Genomic DNA, 14771 nt, shown 5'->3' with positions numbered 1-14771 from the left:
ATGACCGCAGAGGACCTCTCCGGTGCCCCCGACCGCCGCGTGCTGCGCGGCGACCGGGCGGCGGCCGTGGGCCCGCTGAGCACCCCGCAGCTGCGCACCGGCGCGTGGACCCGGTTCGGCGGCGAGCGCACGCTCGGTGACCCCGTCACCGAGGACGTGCTCTCCGCGCTGGCCGAGACCACCCGGACCGCGGCCCGCGCCCAGGGCTACGCCACGGGCTGGGCCGAGGGGCGTCGCGAGGCGGCCGTCGAGGCGGCCGCGCACCGTGCCGAGCTCGAGGCCGCGACCCGTGAGGCCGAGGCACGTCGCCAGGCCGAGCACGAGCAGGCGCTGGCCGCGCTGCAGCGGGCCGCCACGCAGTTCAGCCAGCAGCTGTCGACCACGCTCGCCGAGGTCGAGGACCACGCGCTCGCCCTCGCCGGCGAGCTGACCGAGGCACTGGTCGGCCGGGAGCTGGCCGGCGCCGAGGACCCGGTCGCCGACGTCGTACGCCGGGTGCTGGCTGCGCTCCCGCAGGGCCTGCCGGTCACCGTGCGGCTCGCGCCGCAGGTCGCGGCCCACCCGGACCTGACGGCGCTGGCCGCCCAGGGGGTCACCGTCGTGCCCGACCCGGCCCTGGAGCCCCACGACGCGCTGCTCGAGACCACGGCGCAGGCCGTCGACCTGCGCGTCTCCACCGCACTGGCCCGGGTGCGGGAGGTGCTGTCATGACGACGATGCCCCTCCCCCCGGCGAGCCAGACCCGCGTCGGCTCCGCCGGCGCCGCGCTGGCCGCGAACCGCTCGCGCGCCCTGGCCGCGATCCGTCCGCTCGGCCTCGGCCGGGTCTCGGAGATGGTCGGCCTGCACCTGCGGGTGACCGGCCTGCGGGCCGCCGTCGGGGACCTGCTCGAGGTGCAGTCCACGCCCCCCGTGCTCGTCGAGGTCGCGGCCTCCAGCACCGAGGGCCTGGTGTGCCTGCCGCTGGCCCGGCTCACCGGGATCCAGGTGGGCGCCTACGTCCGGCACACCGGTGGGCCGCTGCAGATCCGCGTGGGCGACGCGCTGCGGGGCCGGGTCCTGGACGGGCTGGGCCGGCCCATCGACGGCGGTCCCCACCTCGGCGCGCTGCCGGGCATGTCCCTCGTCGACGTCGACGGCGACGCCCCCGACGCGCTGTCCCGCCCCACCATCACCCGCCAGCTCGGGCTGGGCGTGCGCGCCCTGGACTCGCTCGTGCCCTGCGGCCGCGGCCAGCGCATCGGCATCATGGCCGGCTCCGGCGTCGGCAAGTCCAGCCTGCTGTCGATGATCGCCCGCGGCACCGACGCCGAGGTCTCGGTCATCGCCCTGGTCGGTGAGCGCGGGCGCGAGGTCCGCGAGTTCATCGAGAACGACCTCGGCCCCGAGGGGCTGGCCCGGTCGGTGCTGGTCGTGGCCACCTCGGACGCGCCGCCGGTCGAGCGGCTGCGCTCGGCCTTCGTCGCCACCCGGATCGCGGAGTCCTTCCGCGACGCCGGCAAGGACGTGGTGCTGATGATGGACTCACTGACCCGCGTGGCGATGGCCCAGCGCGAGATCGGCCTCTCGGCGGGCGAGCCGCCGGCCACGCGCGGCTACCCGCCCAGCGTCTTCAACCTGATGCCCCGGCTCCTCGAGCGCGCCGGCACCTCACCGCACGGCTCGATCACCGGCCTGTACACCGTCCTGGTCGAGGGCGACGACCTCCAGGACCCGATCGGCGACACCGCCCGGTCGATCCTCGACGGCCACGTCGTGCTCACCCGGCGCCTCGCCACCGCCGGCCACTTCCCCAGCATCGACGTCCTGGAGTCGATCTCCCGCGTCACCGGCGCGGTCACGACACCCGAGCAGCGCGCCGACGCGGTGGCCCTGCGCCGGATGCTCGCGGCGCACCGCGACGTCAAGGAGCTCGTCGAGATCGGCGCCTACGTCTCGGGCACCGACGCCGAGGCCGACGCCGCCATCGCCCGGATGCCGCGGATCGAGGCCTTCCTGCGCCAGTCGATGGACGAGCAGACCCCGACCGCCGACACCTGGGCGGCGCTGCACCAGCTGGTGGCCCGGTGACGCGGCGCCCGCACCCCGCCGACCGCGGGCTCGGCGCCGTGGCTCGGGTGCGCGAGGTCCGCGAGCGGGACAGCCGGCTCGGCCTCGTGGCCGCGCTCCACGACCTGCGCGCCAGGGAGGCGCGGGTCGGTGAGCTCGAGGCCGCACTGCGCGAGCACGGCTCGTTCGTCTCCGGTGACATGTCGACCTTCGTGGCGCTGCGCGAGTCGCTGACCGCCCTGCGCGAGGAGCTCGTCGCCGACCGGGCGCGTCTCGACGTGGCCCGCAGCATGGCGGTCGAGGCCGACGGACGCTGGCAGAGCGACCGGTCGCGGCTCGGCGCCGTCGAGGGCCTGCTGGAGCGTCGCGCGGACGAGCGCCGCGTGGAGCGCCGCCGCGCCGACGACAAGGACATGGACGAGGTCGCCTCGCAGGGCTGGCTGCGCCGCAGCACCGCCGAGGGAGGTGCCGCGTGAGCATCGCCGCCGTCGAGGCCCGGATCGCCCAGATCCAGGGCCAGCTGACCCAGCTGCAGCCCACCGCGCCGGTCAACGGAGCGGTCTTCGCCCAGATGATGTCGGGCGCCACCGCGGCCTACGGCACGACCGGCACCACCGGCGCGTCGGCCACCGCCGAGGCCGTGATCGCCGACGCCCGGCAGTACGTCGGGATGCCCTACGTCTGGGGCGGCAGCTCCCCCGCCGACGGCGGCATGGACTGCTCGGGCCTCGTGCAGTACGTCTACGGCAAGCACGGCATCGACCTGCCGCGGGTCTCCAACGACCAGGCCCGCTCCGGCACGCCGGTCGCCTCGCTGGCCGAGGCACGCCCCGGCGACCTGGTCGCCTGGGACCGCTCCTCGCGCAACGACGGCGCCGACCACATCGCGATCTACCTCGGCGACGGCATGATCCTCGAGGCGCCGCGCACCGGCCTGGACATCCGGGTCGTCAGCATCGAGGCCTCCGGCCACGGCACGCCCGACTTCATCCGGCGGGTCCTGCCCGGCGAGGGAGTCGACGGTGTCTCCTCCGCCGCCCGCGTCTCCGCCTCCGGCAGCACCACGCAGGTCGCCGGGGTCCCCTTCGCCGACCTCTTCAACGCCGCGGGCTCGCGCTACGGCGTGGACCCGGTGCTGCTGGCCGCCATGGCCCGCACCGAGAGCAGCTTCCAGCCCTCGGCGGTCAGCCCCGCAGGCGCCCAGGGGCTCATGCAGCTGATGCCCGGCACCGCCAAGGGACTCGGGGTCACCGACCCCTTCGACCCGACCCAGTCCGTCGACGGGGCGGCCCGGCTGATGCGCGACCTGCTCGACCGCTTCGGCCGCGTCGACCACGCGCTGGCCGGGTACAACGCGGGCCCCGGTGCGGTGCTCAGGTACGACGGGGTGCCGCCGTACGCCGAGACGCAGGGGTACGTCGCCAAGATCCTCGCCCTGGTGGAGGGGGCCTGATGACCATCGCACCGATGCCGCTGGGCGTGCGCGCCACTGCCGGGACGACGGCCGGCGCCGGCCTCGCCGGGGGCGTGGCTGGTGACCCGGCCGGCGACCTCTCCGGGGACCTGGCAGGGGACCTCGCCGGGGACTTCGCCGCGCTCGTGGGTGCCGTGCTCGCAGCCGGCGCCCCCGCGCATGCGGTCGCCGGGGACGACGGCGCGACGCTTCCGTCCGGGCCGAGAGGTCACGAGCTCCTCGCGGATGGCTCCGCCGGCGCCGCTGTGCCCGTGTCCGGCGCGGAGACCCCGCTCTCCGGCGACGCAGCCGATGACACGGCCGGTGACGCCACCGTCGATGCGGGTCTCGTCGACGCGTCGGCCGTGCCCGCCCCCACGACGGACCTCCGGGTCGAGCCGGGCGCGCCCGGCACATCCGGCGCCTCGCCGACCACTGGGCCGACCACCGGGCCGACCACCGGGCCGACCGAGGAGGACGGTGCGATCCGCGCGACGGCCCCCGACGGCGTACCGGCGGGTGCGGCGCCGGTACTGCTGCCGATCGTGCTGCCGCCTGCCCTGGCGGCGGCCCTCGCGCTGACCGCGACCCGGGCGGTGGCGCCGGACCTGGCTGCCACGGGCCCCGACGAGCCGGCCGCTGCCGCGCCAGTGGGCGGTGAGCCCTCAACCGGACCCACGACCGGGACGGTTGACCACGCACCGCCCACCCCGACCGCCGCCGCCAGCGGTGAGCCCTCAACCGGACCCACGACCGGGACGGTTGACCACGCACCGCCCACCCCGACCGCCGCCGCCAGCGGTGAGTCCTCAACCGGTCCGACCACCGGCACGGTTGACCACGCACCGCCCACCACGGCCGGGGACGGCACCGACCAGACCCTCGTCGACCAGCCCCGCACCGACCAGCCCCGCACCGACCAGCCGCGCCTGGCGCCGACGGCGGACCCGCAGGCACCGACGTTCGTGCAGGCACCGACCGCGGCGACCGCGGCGACGGTCGACCGGCCGGTCACCCAGGTCACGCAGAGCGCGGCGGCCCAGGTCGTGCCCGACCTGACCCGCCTGGTGCAGGCCGGGCCGGGCACGCACCGGATGGTGCTGCGCCTGGACCCCGAGCACCTCGGCGACGTCCGGATCACGCTGACCGTCCACCCGGGCGGCGTCCGGGTGCGGATGGCCACCGGCTCCGAGGACGCCCGCGCGACCCTGCACGAGGGGCTGCCCGCGCTGCAGCGCGCGCTGGAGTCCCTGGGCGGACGACCGGCCGGGGAGACCCAGGTCAGCGTGCTGCACCAGCCGCAGACGGGCCACGGCCAGGCCGGCTCGGGCTCCGGCTCGCAGCCCGACCCCTCGGCGCACGACGGCGACGCTCCGTCGTCGAGCCAGACCGACGCCCGGGCGTCGGACCACCAGACCCCCGGCGAACGGCCCCAGGCCGAGCACCGGGACGCAGGACGACCCGCAGGGACGCAGGTCGACACCACTGCCAGGGACGGCAGCCAGGGCGCGGGGACCCCCCGCCCGGCCGACCCGCCCACGTCGGACGCCCCGCGGCGTCTCGACGTGAGCATGTGAGGAGGGACCGTGACCATCCCAGCCACCGAGGCTGTGACGGGGACCGGCACGGCGGGGCTCGTGCCCGCCGGCACGACGGCGGCGACCGATGAGAGCAAGGAGATGTTCCTGCAGCTCATGGTCGCCCAGCTGAGGTACCAGGACCCGATGAACCCGGCGGACTCCAGCGAGTTCCTCTCGCAGAACGCCCAGTTCACCGCCCTGGAGAAGATGCAGGCGGTCGCCGACCAGACGGCGATGGTGCTCCAGGCCACGACGGCCTTCGGCGCCAGCTCCCTGGTGGGCCGCGACGTCTCCTACACCCTCGCCGACGGCACCCAGGGCACCGGAGCGGTGCACGGGGTGAGCTTCGGGGCCACCGGGCCGGTGCTCGACGTCGGCGGTGTCGACGTCCCGCTCGCGTCCGTCCTGGCCGTCACCGACGGCTCACGCGCCGCCACCGGCTCGTCCGGCGACACCACCGCACCGGCCTGACCCCCGGCCCCGCAGTCCCCGCAGTCGTCCGTAGACCTTCGTAGGCCTTCGTAGGCCCTTCAAAGACAAGGAACCAGTCCCATGCTCCGTTCGCTCTTCGCCGGCATCTCCGGCCTCCGCGTCAACCAGACCATGCTCGACGTGACCGGCAACAACATCGCCAACGCCAACACCACCGGCTTCAAGTCCTCGACCACGGTCTTCCAGGACACGCTGAGCCAGATGATGACCGGCGGAACCGCCGCCAACGCCGAGCGCGGCGGCACCAACCCGGTGCAGATCGGGCTGGGCGTGCAGATCGCCACGACGTCGACCAACTTCAACCAGGGCTCGGCCCAGATGACCGGCCGCAGCACGGACCTGATGCTCCAGGGCGACGGGTTCTTCGTCGTGCAGCGCGGCAACGAGCAGATGTACACCCGCGCCGGCGCGTTCACCTTCGACGAGACCGGCACGCTGGTGACCAACACCGGTGCCCGGGTGCAGGGCTACGGCCTGGACGCCACCGGCGCCCCGGACTACGCGGCCGGCCTCATCGACATCAGCCTCGACGCGGCCTCGCTGCCGACGCTCACGCCGCCGGTGGTCGCACCGACCGAGCTGACGTCGTACACCTTCGGCTCCGACGGCACGCTGCGCGGCGTGTTCTCCGACGGCGTCCAGCGCGACATGGCCCGCCTGGCGAGCGCGGACTTCGCCAACGTGATGGGGCTGGAGAAGATCGGCGAGACGGCCTTCCGTGCCTCGGCCAACTCCGGTGCCGTCCAGCTCGGCGTCCCCGGGGAGGGCGGCAACGGGACCGTGATCGCGGGCGCGCTGGAGATGTCCAACGTCGAGCTGGCCGCGGAGTTCACCAACCTGATCCTCGCCCAGCGCGGCTTCCAGGCCAGCTCGCGCGTGATCACCACCTCCGACCAGGTCCTGGAGGAGCTGGTGAACATCAAGCGCTGAGCGACCCGGCTCCTCCGGCCCGCCCGGTCGGACCCGCAGTCGCAGCCCAGGAGAGGCCGTCGGCCCGGACCCCTCAGGTCCCGGTGCCGGCGGCCGATCTGTTTCCTCGACGGCCACGGACGGCCGTCGGGCCAAGCACAAGGATGGTGCCACCCCATGATTTCCCTGACCCGTCTCTCGGGGTCCGTGTTCGCTCTCAACGCCGACCTCATCGAGCGCATCGACAGCACGCCGGACACGGTCATCACGCTGGTCGACGGCAAGAAGTACGTCGTCGCCGAACCGCTGCGCGACGTGATGTCCGCGATCCTGCGCCACCGGGCGGAGGTCGTCGCGCTCTCGAGCCAGATCCAGGTCGCCGACCTGCGGCTGCCCCGTGACCCCTACGACCCCCGCGACCCGCACGCCACCGGGCCCGACCAGCAGGCGCTCGCGTCGCTGCTGGACCTGCACCAGCCGCGTCCCAGCCTCAGCGTGGTCGACGGCGAGCACCCGGACGTGGCCACGGCGACGGTGTCGGGGGAGGTGAGCCCCCGATGAAGGACCTCGCCACCGCGGTAGGGATCTTCGGCGGTTTCGGTGTCGTCATCACCGCCAACATCCTCGAGGGCGGCAACCCCATGTCGATGTTGCTGCTGCCCCCGATGCTGCTCGTCTTCGGCACCTCGATCCTCATCACCATCGCCGGCGGCACGCTCCCCGACGCCAAGGCCGCCGTGAAGGCTCTCGGTCGCGCCTTCGGCGGCAGCAACCAGATCTCCGGCGCCGACGCCGTCCCGCAGATCGTCTCGCTGGCCGACCGCGCCCGTCGCGAGGGCCTGCTGGCGCTCGAGGACATGGTCAAGGACATGGACGACCCGTTCCTGGCCAAGGGCGTCACGCTCGCCATCGACGGCACCGACCCCGAGGAGGTCCGCGACATCCTCGAGGCCGAGGTCAGCGCCAAGAAGCGTGCAGACAAGCAGTCGGCCAAGTTCTACGCCGACGCCGGCGCCTACGCCCCCACCATCGGCATCGTCGGCACCGTCATGGGCCTGGTGCACGTGCTGGAGAACCTCGCCGAGCCCGAGAAGCTGGGCCACCTCATCGCCGCGGCGTTCCTCGCGACCCTGTGGGGCGTCGCCAGCGCCAACATCATCTTCCTGCCGATCTCCGCCCGCCTGAAGCGCCTCTCCGAGCTCGAGTGCTCGCGGATGGAGCTGGTCGTCGAGGGCATCGCCGCCATCCAGGCCGGCGCCAACCCGCGGGTGATCCAGCAGAAGCTCACCTCGCTGCTCCCCGCGGAGGACCAGCTCTCCGAGGCGGCCTGACATGAGCAGCGGCCACGGCTCCCGTCGCAGGAAGCACGAGGAGCACGAGGAGCACGAGAACCACGAGCGTTGGCTGGTCAGCTACGCCGACATGGTCACGCTGCTGATGGTGCTCTTCGTCGTCATGTTCGCGATGAGCCAGGTCGACGAGAAGAAGTACGCCCAGCTCAAGGAGGGTCTCGCGGCCGGGTTCGGCAGCAGCGACTCCCTGCTCGAGGGCAGCTCCTCGCTCCACGAGCAGCCCGGGTCGGCGGCGGTCGACTCGGTGTCGCCCCAGCTGGCCACCGCCAATCTCGACTCCGAGCAGCAGCAGGCCGTGGCCAACGCCGTCCAGCGGGCCGCCGCGCTGCAGAACCAGCGTTCCTGGGACGAGGCGGCCGCCGAGGCAGAGCGCCTGGAGAAGGTGCGCGCCACGTTGACCAGCGCACTGGAGCGGGAGGGACTCGCCGGCGACGTGACGACGTCGTACGACCACCGCGGACTCGTGATCAGCCTGGTCTCTCGCCACGTCGTCTTCCAGGCCAACCTCGCCTCGCTGAGCCTGCGGGGACAGCAGGTCGTCGACGCCGTCGCGCCGGTGCTCAGGTCGCTGGAGGACCCGCTGCAGATCGACGGCCACACCAACCAGGTGCCGGTGAAGCCGAAGTACTACGCCACCGACTGGGACCTCTCCGCGGCCCGCGCCGTGACCGTCCTGCGCCGGCTCGAGGAGCAGCACGGCCTGCCCGCCGATCGGCTCTCGGTCGCCGGCTACGGCCACACCCGCCCCCTGGTCGACCCCAGCAAGCCCGGCTCCCAGGCGGTCAACAAGCGCGTCGACATCGTGGTGCTCACCGACCTGGCCCCCCAGGACGCCGCCCTGCTCCCCGACGCCGCCGCGAAGGCGGAGGCGGACGCAGCCGAGGAGAAGGCACGCGGCAAGGCACGCACCAAGGCCGAGCGGAAGGCCGAGCGGAAGGCACGCAAGGCCGGGACGAGCCCTGACTCCCCCGACGACTCCCACGACAGCGACGGCGCGCACGCGGCCGCCGCCCCGACCGGACCCGACTCGAAGGAGCAGAGATGAGCACCACCGCGACCGCACCCCCCGCGGCCGGCACCGCCCCCGAAGCGCCGGCGAAGGGTGGCAAGAAGAAGCTGATCATCGCCGCGCTCGTCCTGCTGCTCGCCGGCGGTGGCGGCTACTGGTTCTTCCTCAAGCCCGCCGGCCCGGAGCCGGCGCCCGAGCCCGGTGAGGTGCTCGTCCTCGACCCGGTGCAGATCAACCTCGAGGGCGGCCACTACCTGCGCATCGGCATCGCGCTGCAGATGACCAACAACGTGGCCCACGCCCCCGACGGCAGCAAGGCGCTGGACGCCACGATCGACCTCTTCTCCGGCCTGGACATGGCCGACCTCGGCAAGGCCAAGGAGCGCCACCACCTCAAGGAGGAGCTGTTGGAGCACCTCGAGCACGAGTACCACGGCGACGTGATGGGGGTGTACTTCACCGAGTTCGTCACCCAGTAGCGGCCCTCGCCGCCCGCCGAGTCGGCACGCACCACCCGCCGAGTCGGCGCGAAGACACCCGCGACCGGGAAGGAGACCGGTCACGGGCGCATAGTCCGAACGGACTATTTCCACGCCTGGGCACGCGGGCGGGGCAGGTCGCCCGTCCCCGTTGCCTCAGGAGCGGCCACGGACGGCCGATCGGGGCAACGTGAGTCTCCCGTCGAGCCTGCCGGCCGCCCCCGGACCGTCCTCCGGTGCCCGGTCGCGTCGCCGCGGCGCCGGCGACGTGGTGCCCTACGACTTCCGTCGACCCATCCAGCTCTCCCGCGAGCACCAGCGGATCCTGCAGCTCGGCTTCGACGGCTTCACCCGGCAGGCCACCACCGTGTTCACCAGCGCCCTGCGCTCGGTGTGCGCTGTGTCGATGCGCACCATCGACCAGCGCTCCTACGCCGAGTACGTCGACAGCCTGGACCAGCTGACCTACCTCACCCTCTTCACGACCGAGCCGATGCCCGGGCGCGGGGTGCTGCACCTGCCGCTGGACGCGGTGATGTCGTGCGTGGACCACATGCTCGGTGGCCCCGGCTCCCGGTCCCAGCCCCGGCGGCCGCTGACCGAGATCGAGTCCGGCGTCGTCCGGGGCCTGGTCGAGCGGCTGCTGCGCGAGATGCGCTACTCGCTGGCCGCGATCGTGGCGATGGACCCGGAGGTCACCGGGGTCGAGTACAGCCCCCAGTTCGCCCAGGTCGCCGGCCCCGCCGACGTCATGGTCGTCATGGAGATGGAGCTGCGCATTGACGACGTCCCCTTCCCGATGTCGGTGTGCCTGCCGTTCAGCGGCCTGCACCCGCACCTGGCCGCCGCCGCGGCGCCGGCCCCGGTCTCCAACCGCGAGCGTGCCCAGCGCGCGGAGGCCGCCCAGGTCCTGCAGCGCAGCTTCACCGACGTGCCCGTCGACGTCAGCGTCCGCTTCCGCTCCAGCACCGTCGACCCGGCGCTGCTCTCCAGCCTCGGGGTCGGCGACGTCCTGCGGCTCGGCCACCCGGCCTCGGCCCCGCTCGACATCACCGTCGACGACGAGGCCTTCGCGCACGCCACCCCCGGCACCCAGGGCGAGCGGCTCGCCGCGCTCATCGTCGCCGCGCGGCCCACCACGCCCGACGAGCTGGCCGAGCTGGCCGGCGGTGCCGTCGTCCCGCAGGCCGCTGCCCCCCTGCCGGCACAGCCGCTCACCGACGCGCCCCCCGGCCTCACCACCGGCCTCACCACCGGCCTCACCACCGGCTTCGACGACCCGACCCTCACCCTGCAGGAGCTCCGATGACCGCCGCCCCGCTCGTCCCCGGCCCGCACGACGCCGTGGCCACGACCGCCGCCGAGGCCCTCGCCGCGGTCCTGCCGTCCTCCGAGCAGCTGCTGCCGGGGACGCCGCAGCCGGGCACCGAGCACGTCACCTCCCTGTTCTCCGCGGCCGTCGTCGCCGACCTCGGTGGTGCCATCAGTGGCCGGGTGGGCGTGCTGGTCGCCGACGAGCTGACCTCCGCCCTGTCCTCCAGCCCGATGGGCGAGCTCGACCTGGCCGCCGCGGTGCAGCCGGCCCTGGACGCCGCGGCCGTCGCCCTCGGTGGCACGGCGCAGCCCGGCCGCACCGTCGACCTCGACGACGTCGTCGCCGACATGGGCGGCGACTTCACCGCGGTGCCGCTGATGGGCACCACGATCTTCGCGGCCGTCCTCGTCCCGGACTCCACGCTCCAGGTCGCCGCCGCAGCGCCGGGCGCCTCCGCGTCCGCCGCCGCTGCCCCGGCTGCCCCGGCTGCCCCGGCTCCGCCGGCTGCCGCCGCGGCCGAGGCACCCTCGACGCTCGGCGAGGCGCTCGGCTCGGTGTCGCAGCCCGCGCTGCCGCCCGTGCCCGGGCCGCCGGTCGAGGGCAACGTCCGCTCCATCGCCACCGGCCGCCGCGGCATCGAGATGCTGCACGGCGTCGAGATGGAGGTCACCGTCGAGCTCGGTCGCACCCGGATGGCGGTGCGCGACCTGCTCGCGCTGACCCCGGGCGCCGTGCTGGCGCTGGACCGGGCAGCAGGCAGCCCGGCCGACCTGCTGGTCAACGGCCGGCTCATCGCACGGGGCGAGGTGGTGGTCGTCGACGAGGACTTCGGCCTGCGGATCACCGAGATCCTCGACCAGAGCGCCGCGGTCTGAGCCGCGCACCAGGGGGGAGAGAACAATGGGAGAGCTGCTGCTGCGGATGGTCTTCTCGCTGGCGGTCGTCGTCGGCCTGCTGATCCTGATCAGCAGGGTCGCGGCCCGCCGGCTCCACGGTCGGGCCGGGTCCCCGATCGAGGTGCTGCACCGCCAGGCGCTGAGCAAGTCCGCGTCGGTCTCGGTCGTCTCCGTGGCCGGCCGCGTGCTGGTCCTCGGCAGCACCGACCAGCAGGTCAACGTGCTGACCGAGCTCGACGCCGACGCGTTCGGTACGCCGGAGACGGTCGAGGCCCGGGACACCGACCAGCACACCACGGACGACGACCTCGACGACCCGCTCGCGACCGAGCTCACCGACGACGAGCTCGCCACGCTGCTGGCCGGGTCCTCGCCGTCGTACGGCGGTGGGTCCCTGGAGGCCCTGCTCGCCGAGCCGGACCGGGTCACGCTCGAGGAGCTCCTCGGGCACCGCCCGCCGAGCCACGCCGCGCCGGTCACGACGCCCGCCGAGGTCGCCGCCGGCTACGCGGAGCCCACCCCGCCGGCGGTCGCGGCCCAGGACGAGGAGGACCCCTACCTCCCCGAGGACCCGTCGTACGCCGCGTTCGCCTCCGCCCTGCGCGCCCAGCTGGCCAGCGGGGCGCTCGGCGACACCACGACCACCGCGGCTGACCCGGCGACCCCCGCCGGCGCTGACCGCAGCGGCCGGCACGCCGCCCCGGCACCGGCGATGGAGCTGCCCCCCGTGGTCGCCGGCGGCGCCCGGGTCGCCCGCACCGCCGAGCCCGCCGCGGCACCGGCACCGGCCCCGGTCCCGGCGGCCCCCTCGGTCGCCGCAGCCCCCTCGGGTCCGTCGGCCGCCGACCTGGCCGCCCTGCGCGCCGCGCTGCTGTCGGCCCAGCTCCAGGCCGGCACCACGGCACCGACCCCCACCACCGTCGACGCCCCCGCCCGCACCGGTGCCGGGATGCCGCCCGAGGGTGCCCTGAGCGGATCGGTCCTCTCGCCCCAGACCTGGCGGCAGGCCTACCGCGCCGTCACCCGTCGGGCCTCCTGACCCGACCCGCACCCCGCCGCACGGCCGGTGACCCCACCGGTCCACGACCCCGCGCGCCCTGACCCAGCCAGCCACCGACGACCCGAGAGCGAGGTGAACCCGATGACCAGCCCCACCACCGTCCGGCGGCACCCGGGTGTCCTCGCCCCCCGGCTCGCACGCGCCGTGGTCGTCTCGCTGCTCGCCCCGCTGGCCCTGCTGCTGGTCACGCTCGGCACGGCCGGCGCCGCCGATGCCGCGGCCCCCCGGGCCCACGTCCTGTCGCAGGTCCAGGCCGCTCCGCAGCCCACCGTGCCGGACGATACCCAGGGCGACACCCAGGGCGGGAACCAAGGCGGCCGAGGCGGGAACCGGGACGCGGACCAGGGCGCCGGTGCCGACTCGCTCGTCATCGACGTCGAGGGACTCACCGACAAGCCGAGCTCCTCGGTGACCCTGCTGCTCACGCTGACGCTGCTCTCGCTCGCGCCGGCGATCCTGCTGACCTGCACCAGCTTCACGAAGATCCTGGTGGTGCTGGGCCTGACCCGCAACGCCCTGGGCCTGCAGCAGACCCCGCCGAACCAGGTGCTCGCGGGCCTGGCGCTCTTCCTCAGCGTGTTCATCATGGCCCCGGTGCTCAGCCAGGTGAACGACGAGGGGCTCCAGCCCTACCTCGAGGGCCAGAAGAACGCGGCGGCCGCCTACGAGTCGGGCGTGGAGCCGCTGCGGGAGTTCATGCTCGACCAGACCGGCGACGAGGAGCTCGCCCTGCTCACCAACGTCGCCCGCCGCGACCTGCCCGCGAACCGGGCCGAGGTCCCGATGTCGACCCTGGTGCCGGCGTTCATCATCAGCGAGCTCAAGCAGGCCTTCATCATCGGGTTCATCATCTTCATCCCGTTCCTGGTGATCGACATCGTCGTCAGCGGCGCCCTGATGGCGCTGGGCATGATGATGATGCCGCCGGTGATGGTCTCCCTGCCCTTCAAGCTGCTGCTCTTCGTCCTCGTCGACGGGTGGGCACTGATCATCACGAGCCTGGTGCAGAGCTATGCCTAGCGGCCGTGAGGCCGCCAGCGCCCCCGTCACCGCAGCCGCCCCCGGTCGGCCGCACCCGCCCGCTCCTGCCTGTGCCCCGGCACCCCGGAGGACCCCATGAACGACACCACGGTCATCGAGATCGCCACCTTGACGATGGAGGTGGCGCTGAAGCTGTCCGCGCCGATCCTGCTGACCGCCCTGTCGGTCGGCTTCACGGTGTCGCTGTTCCAGTCCATGACCCAGATCCAGGAATTCACCCTGGCCTTCGTCCCGAAGGTGGTCGCCGTCGGCGCCGCCCTCGTGGCCTCGGGCAACTGGATGCTGCAGACGCTCATCAACTTCACCGAGGACCTCTTCGCGATGATCCCCGGCCTGCTGGCCTGACCGGACCCAGGACCCGTGTACGTCACCCTCGCCGGCGAGCCGCTGCTGGCCTACCTGCTGGCCTCGGTGCGCATCGTGGCCTGGCTGGTGGTCGTGCCGCCGTTCTCGACGCGGGCGGTGCCGACGATGGTCAAGGTGGTCCTCAGCCTCGGGCTGGCGCTGGCCGTCGCCCCCTCGCTGGCCCAGGCCGAGGTGCCGGTCAGCCTCCCCGGGCTGCTGGTCACGGTGGTGACCCAGGCCGCCACCGGCGCGGCACTGGGCTTCGTGACGTCGCTGATGTTCGCCGCCGTCGCCGCCGCCGGCAGCCTGGTCGACGTCTTCGGCGGCTTCGCGCTCGCGCAGGGCTTCGACCCGCTGGGCCAGCAGGGCAGCACCGTCTTCGGGACCTTCCACCAGTGGCTTTTCACGATGCTGCTCTTCGCCAGCGGCGGCCACCTGCTCGTGATCGGCGGGCTGCTGCGCACCTTCGACCTCGTGCCGGTGGGCCAGGTGCCGCAGGTGAGCGACGGGCCCGGCCTGCTGACCCGCGTCTTCACGCTGTTCGTCGTCATCTCGGTGCAGGTGGCGCTGCCGATGATCGCGGTCCTCTTCGTCTCCGACCTCGGGCTGGCCCTGATGACGAAGGTCGCACCGCAGCTCAACGCCCTCAACGTGATGTTCCCGGCCAAGATCGGCATGACGCTGGTCCTGGTCGGCCTGAGCTTCCCCGTCCTCACCACCGTGGTGGAGCGGGTCGTCGAGCACGCCATGCGCGCCATGGCCGCCCTGATGGGCGGCTGAGGCAGGTGACCA

General features: G+C 74.0%; 17 protein-coding genes. All 17 read left to right on the top strand.

The features are described from left to right. Positions 1-711 carry a FliH/SctL family protein gene (locus BKA05_RS01895; RefSeq protein WP_179529912.1) on the top strand — a complete coding sequence of 237 codons (711 nt, stop codon included), beginning with the start codon at positions 1-3 and terminating at the stop codon, positions 709-711. Further along, positions 708-2069 (top strand): FliI/YscN family ATPase, encoded by a 1362-nt coding sequence (locus BKA05_RS01890; protein WP_246289739.1) that lies wholly within the window; start codon positions 708-710, stop codon positions 2067-2069. Before BKA05_RS01895 ends, BKA05_RS01890 begins: the two co-directional genes overlap by 4 nt. Then, positions 2066-2524 (top strand): flagellar FliJ family protein, encoded by a 459-nt coding sequence (locus BKA05_RS19945; RefSeq protein ID WP_179529911.1) that lies wholly within the window; start codon positions 2066-2068, stop codon positions 2522-2524. Before BKA05_RS01890 ends, BKA05_RS19945 begins: the two co-directional genes overlap by 4 nt. After that, on the top strand, positions 2521-3501 hold the full coding sequence (locus tag BKA05_RS01880) for a transglycosylase SLT domain-containing protein (protein ID WP_179529910.1): 981 nt from the start codon (positions 2521-2523) through the stop codon (positions 3499-3501). The genes BKA05_RS19945 and BKA05_RS01880 overlap by 4 nt, the downstream gene beginning before the upstream one ends. Further along, entirely contained in the window at positions 3501-5078 is a 1578-nt protein-coding gene (locus BKA05_RS01875; RefSeq protein WP_179529909.1) for a flagellar hook-length control protein FliK, read from the top strand. Before BKA05_RS01880 ends, BKA05_RS01875 begins: the two co-directional genes overlap by 1 nt. Before the next feature lie 9 nt (positions 5079-5087). Continuing rightward, positions 5088-5552: a flagellar hook capping FlgD N-terminal domain-containing protein gene (locus tag BKA05_RS01870; RefSeq protein ID WP_179529908.1), complete on the top strand. Its 465-nt coding sequence runs from the start codon at positions 5088-5090 to the stop codon at positions 5550-5552. An 81-nt stretch (positions 5553-5633) separates the two neighbouring features. Next, positions 5634-6503, top strand: a complete 870-nt coding sequence (locus BKA05_RS01865) for a flagellar hook-basal body complex protein (RefSeq protein ID WP_179529907.1) — start codon at positions 5634-5636, stop codon at positions 6501-6503. Positions 6504-6659: 156 nt separating this feature from the next. Then, on the top strand, positions 6660-7043 hold the full coding sequence (locus BKA05_RS01860) for a flagellar FlbD family protein (protein WP_179529906.1): 384 nt from the start codon (positions 6660-6662) through the stop codon (positions 7041-7043). Beyond that, complete coding sequence (locus BKA05_RS01855; protein ID WP_179529905.1) at positions 7040-7813, top strand: motility protein A; 774 nt, start codon at positions 7040-7042, stop codon at positions 7811-7813. The genes BKA05_RS01860 and BKA05_RS01855 overlap by 4 nt, the downstream gene beginning before the upstream one ends. Before the next feature lies 1 nt (position 7814). Further along, positions 7815-8879: an OmpA/MotB family protein gene (locus BKA05_RS01850; RefSeq protein WP_179529904.1), complete on the top strand. Its 1065-nt coding sequence runs from the start codon at positions 7815-7817 to the stop codon at positions 8877-8879. Beyond that, positions 8876-9322 (top strand): flagellar basal body-associated FliL family protein, encoded by a 447-nt coding sequence (locus tag BKA05_RS01845; protein ID WP_179529903.1) that lies wholly within the window; start codon positions 8876-8878, stop codon positions 9320-9322. The genes BKA05_RS01850 and BKA05_RS01845 overlap by 4 nt, the downstream gene beginning before the upstream one ends. 190 nt (positions 9323-9512) lie before the next feature. After that, a complete protein-coding gene (locus tag BKA05_RS01840; RefSeq protein WP_179529902.1) occupies positions 9513-10631 on the top strand; it encodes a FliM/FliN family flagellar motor switch protein in 1119 nt (372 codons plus the stop codon). Beyond that, the gene (gene fliN, locus BKA05_RS01835; RefSeq protein WP_179529901.1) at positions 10628-11512 is read left to right on the top strand and encodes a flagellar motor switch protein FliN; all 885 of its coding nucleotides are present in this window, start codon (positions 10628-10630) and stop codon (positions 11510-11512) included. The genes BKA05_RS01840 and fliN overlap by 4 nt, the downstream gene beginning before the upstream one ends. Positions 11513-11537: 25 nt before the next feature. After that, complete coding sequence (locus BKA05_RS01830; RefSeq protein WP_179529900.1) at positions 11538-12572, top strand: flagellar biosynthetic protein FliO; 1035 nt, start codon at positions 11538-11540, stop codon at positions 12570-12572. A 102-nt stretch (positions 12573-12674) separates the two neighbouring features. Next, positions 12675-13613, top strand: a complete 939-nt coding sequence (gene fliP / locus BKA05_RS01825; protein ID WP_179529899.1) for a flagellar type III secretion system pore protein FliP — start codon at positions 12675-12677, stop codon at positions 13611-13613. Positions 13614-13709: 96 nt separating this feature from the next. Then, complete coding sequence (gene fliQ, locus BKA05_RS01820) at positions 13710-13979, top strand: flagellar biosynthesis protein FliQ (protein WP_179529898.1); 270 nt, start codon at positions 13710-13712, stop codon at positions 13977-13979. Between the two features lie 15 nt (positions 13980-13994). Next, on the top strand, positions 13995-14759 hold the full coding sequence (locus tag BKA05_RS01815; RefSeq protein WP_179529897.1) for a flagellar biosynthetic protein FliR: 765 nt from the start codon (positions 13995-13997) through the stop codon (positions 14757-14759). Positions 14760-14771 lie beyond the last annotated feature (12 nt).

The organism is Nocardioides marinus (assembly GCF_013408145.1).
Lineage (GTDB): Bacteria > Actinomycetota > Actinomycetes > Propionibacteriales > Nocardioidaceae > Nocardioides > Nocardioides marinus.
This window is presented reverse-complemented; position numbering and strand designations above follow the sequence as displayed.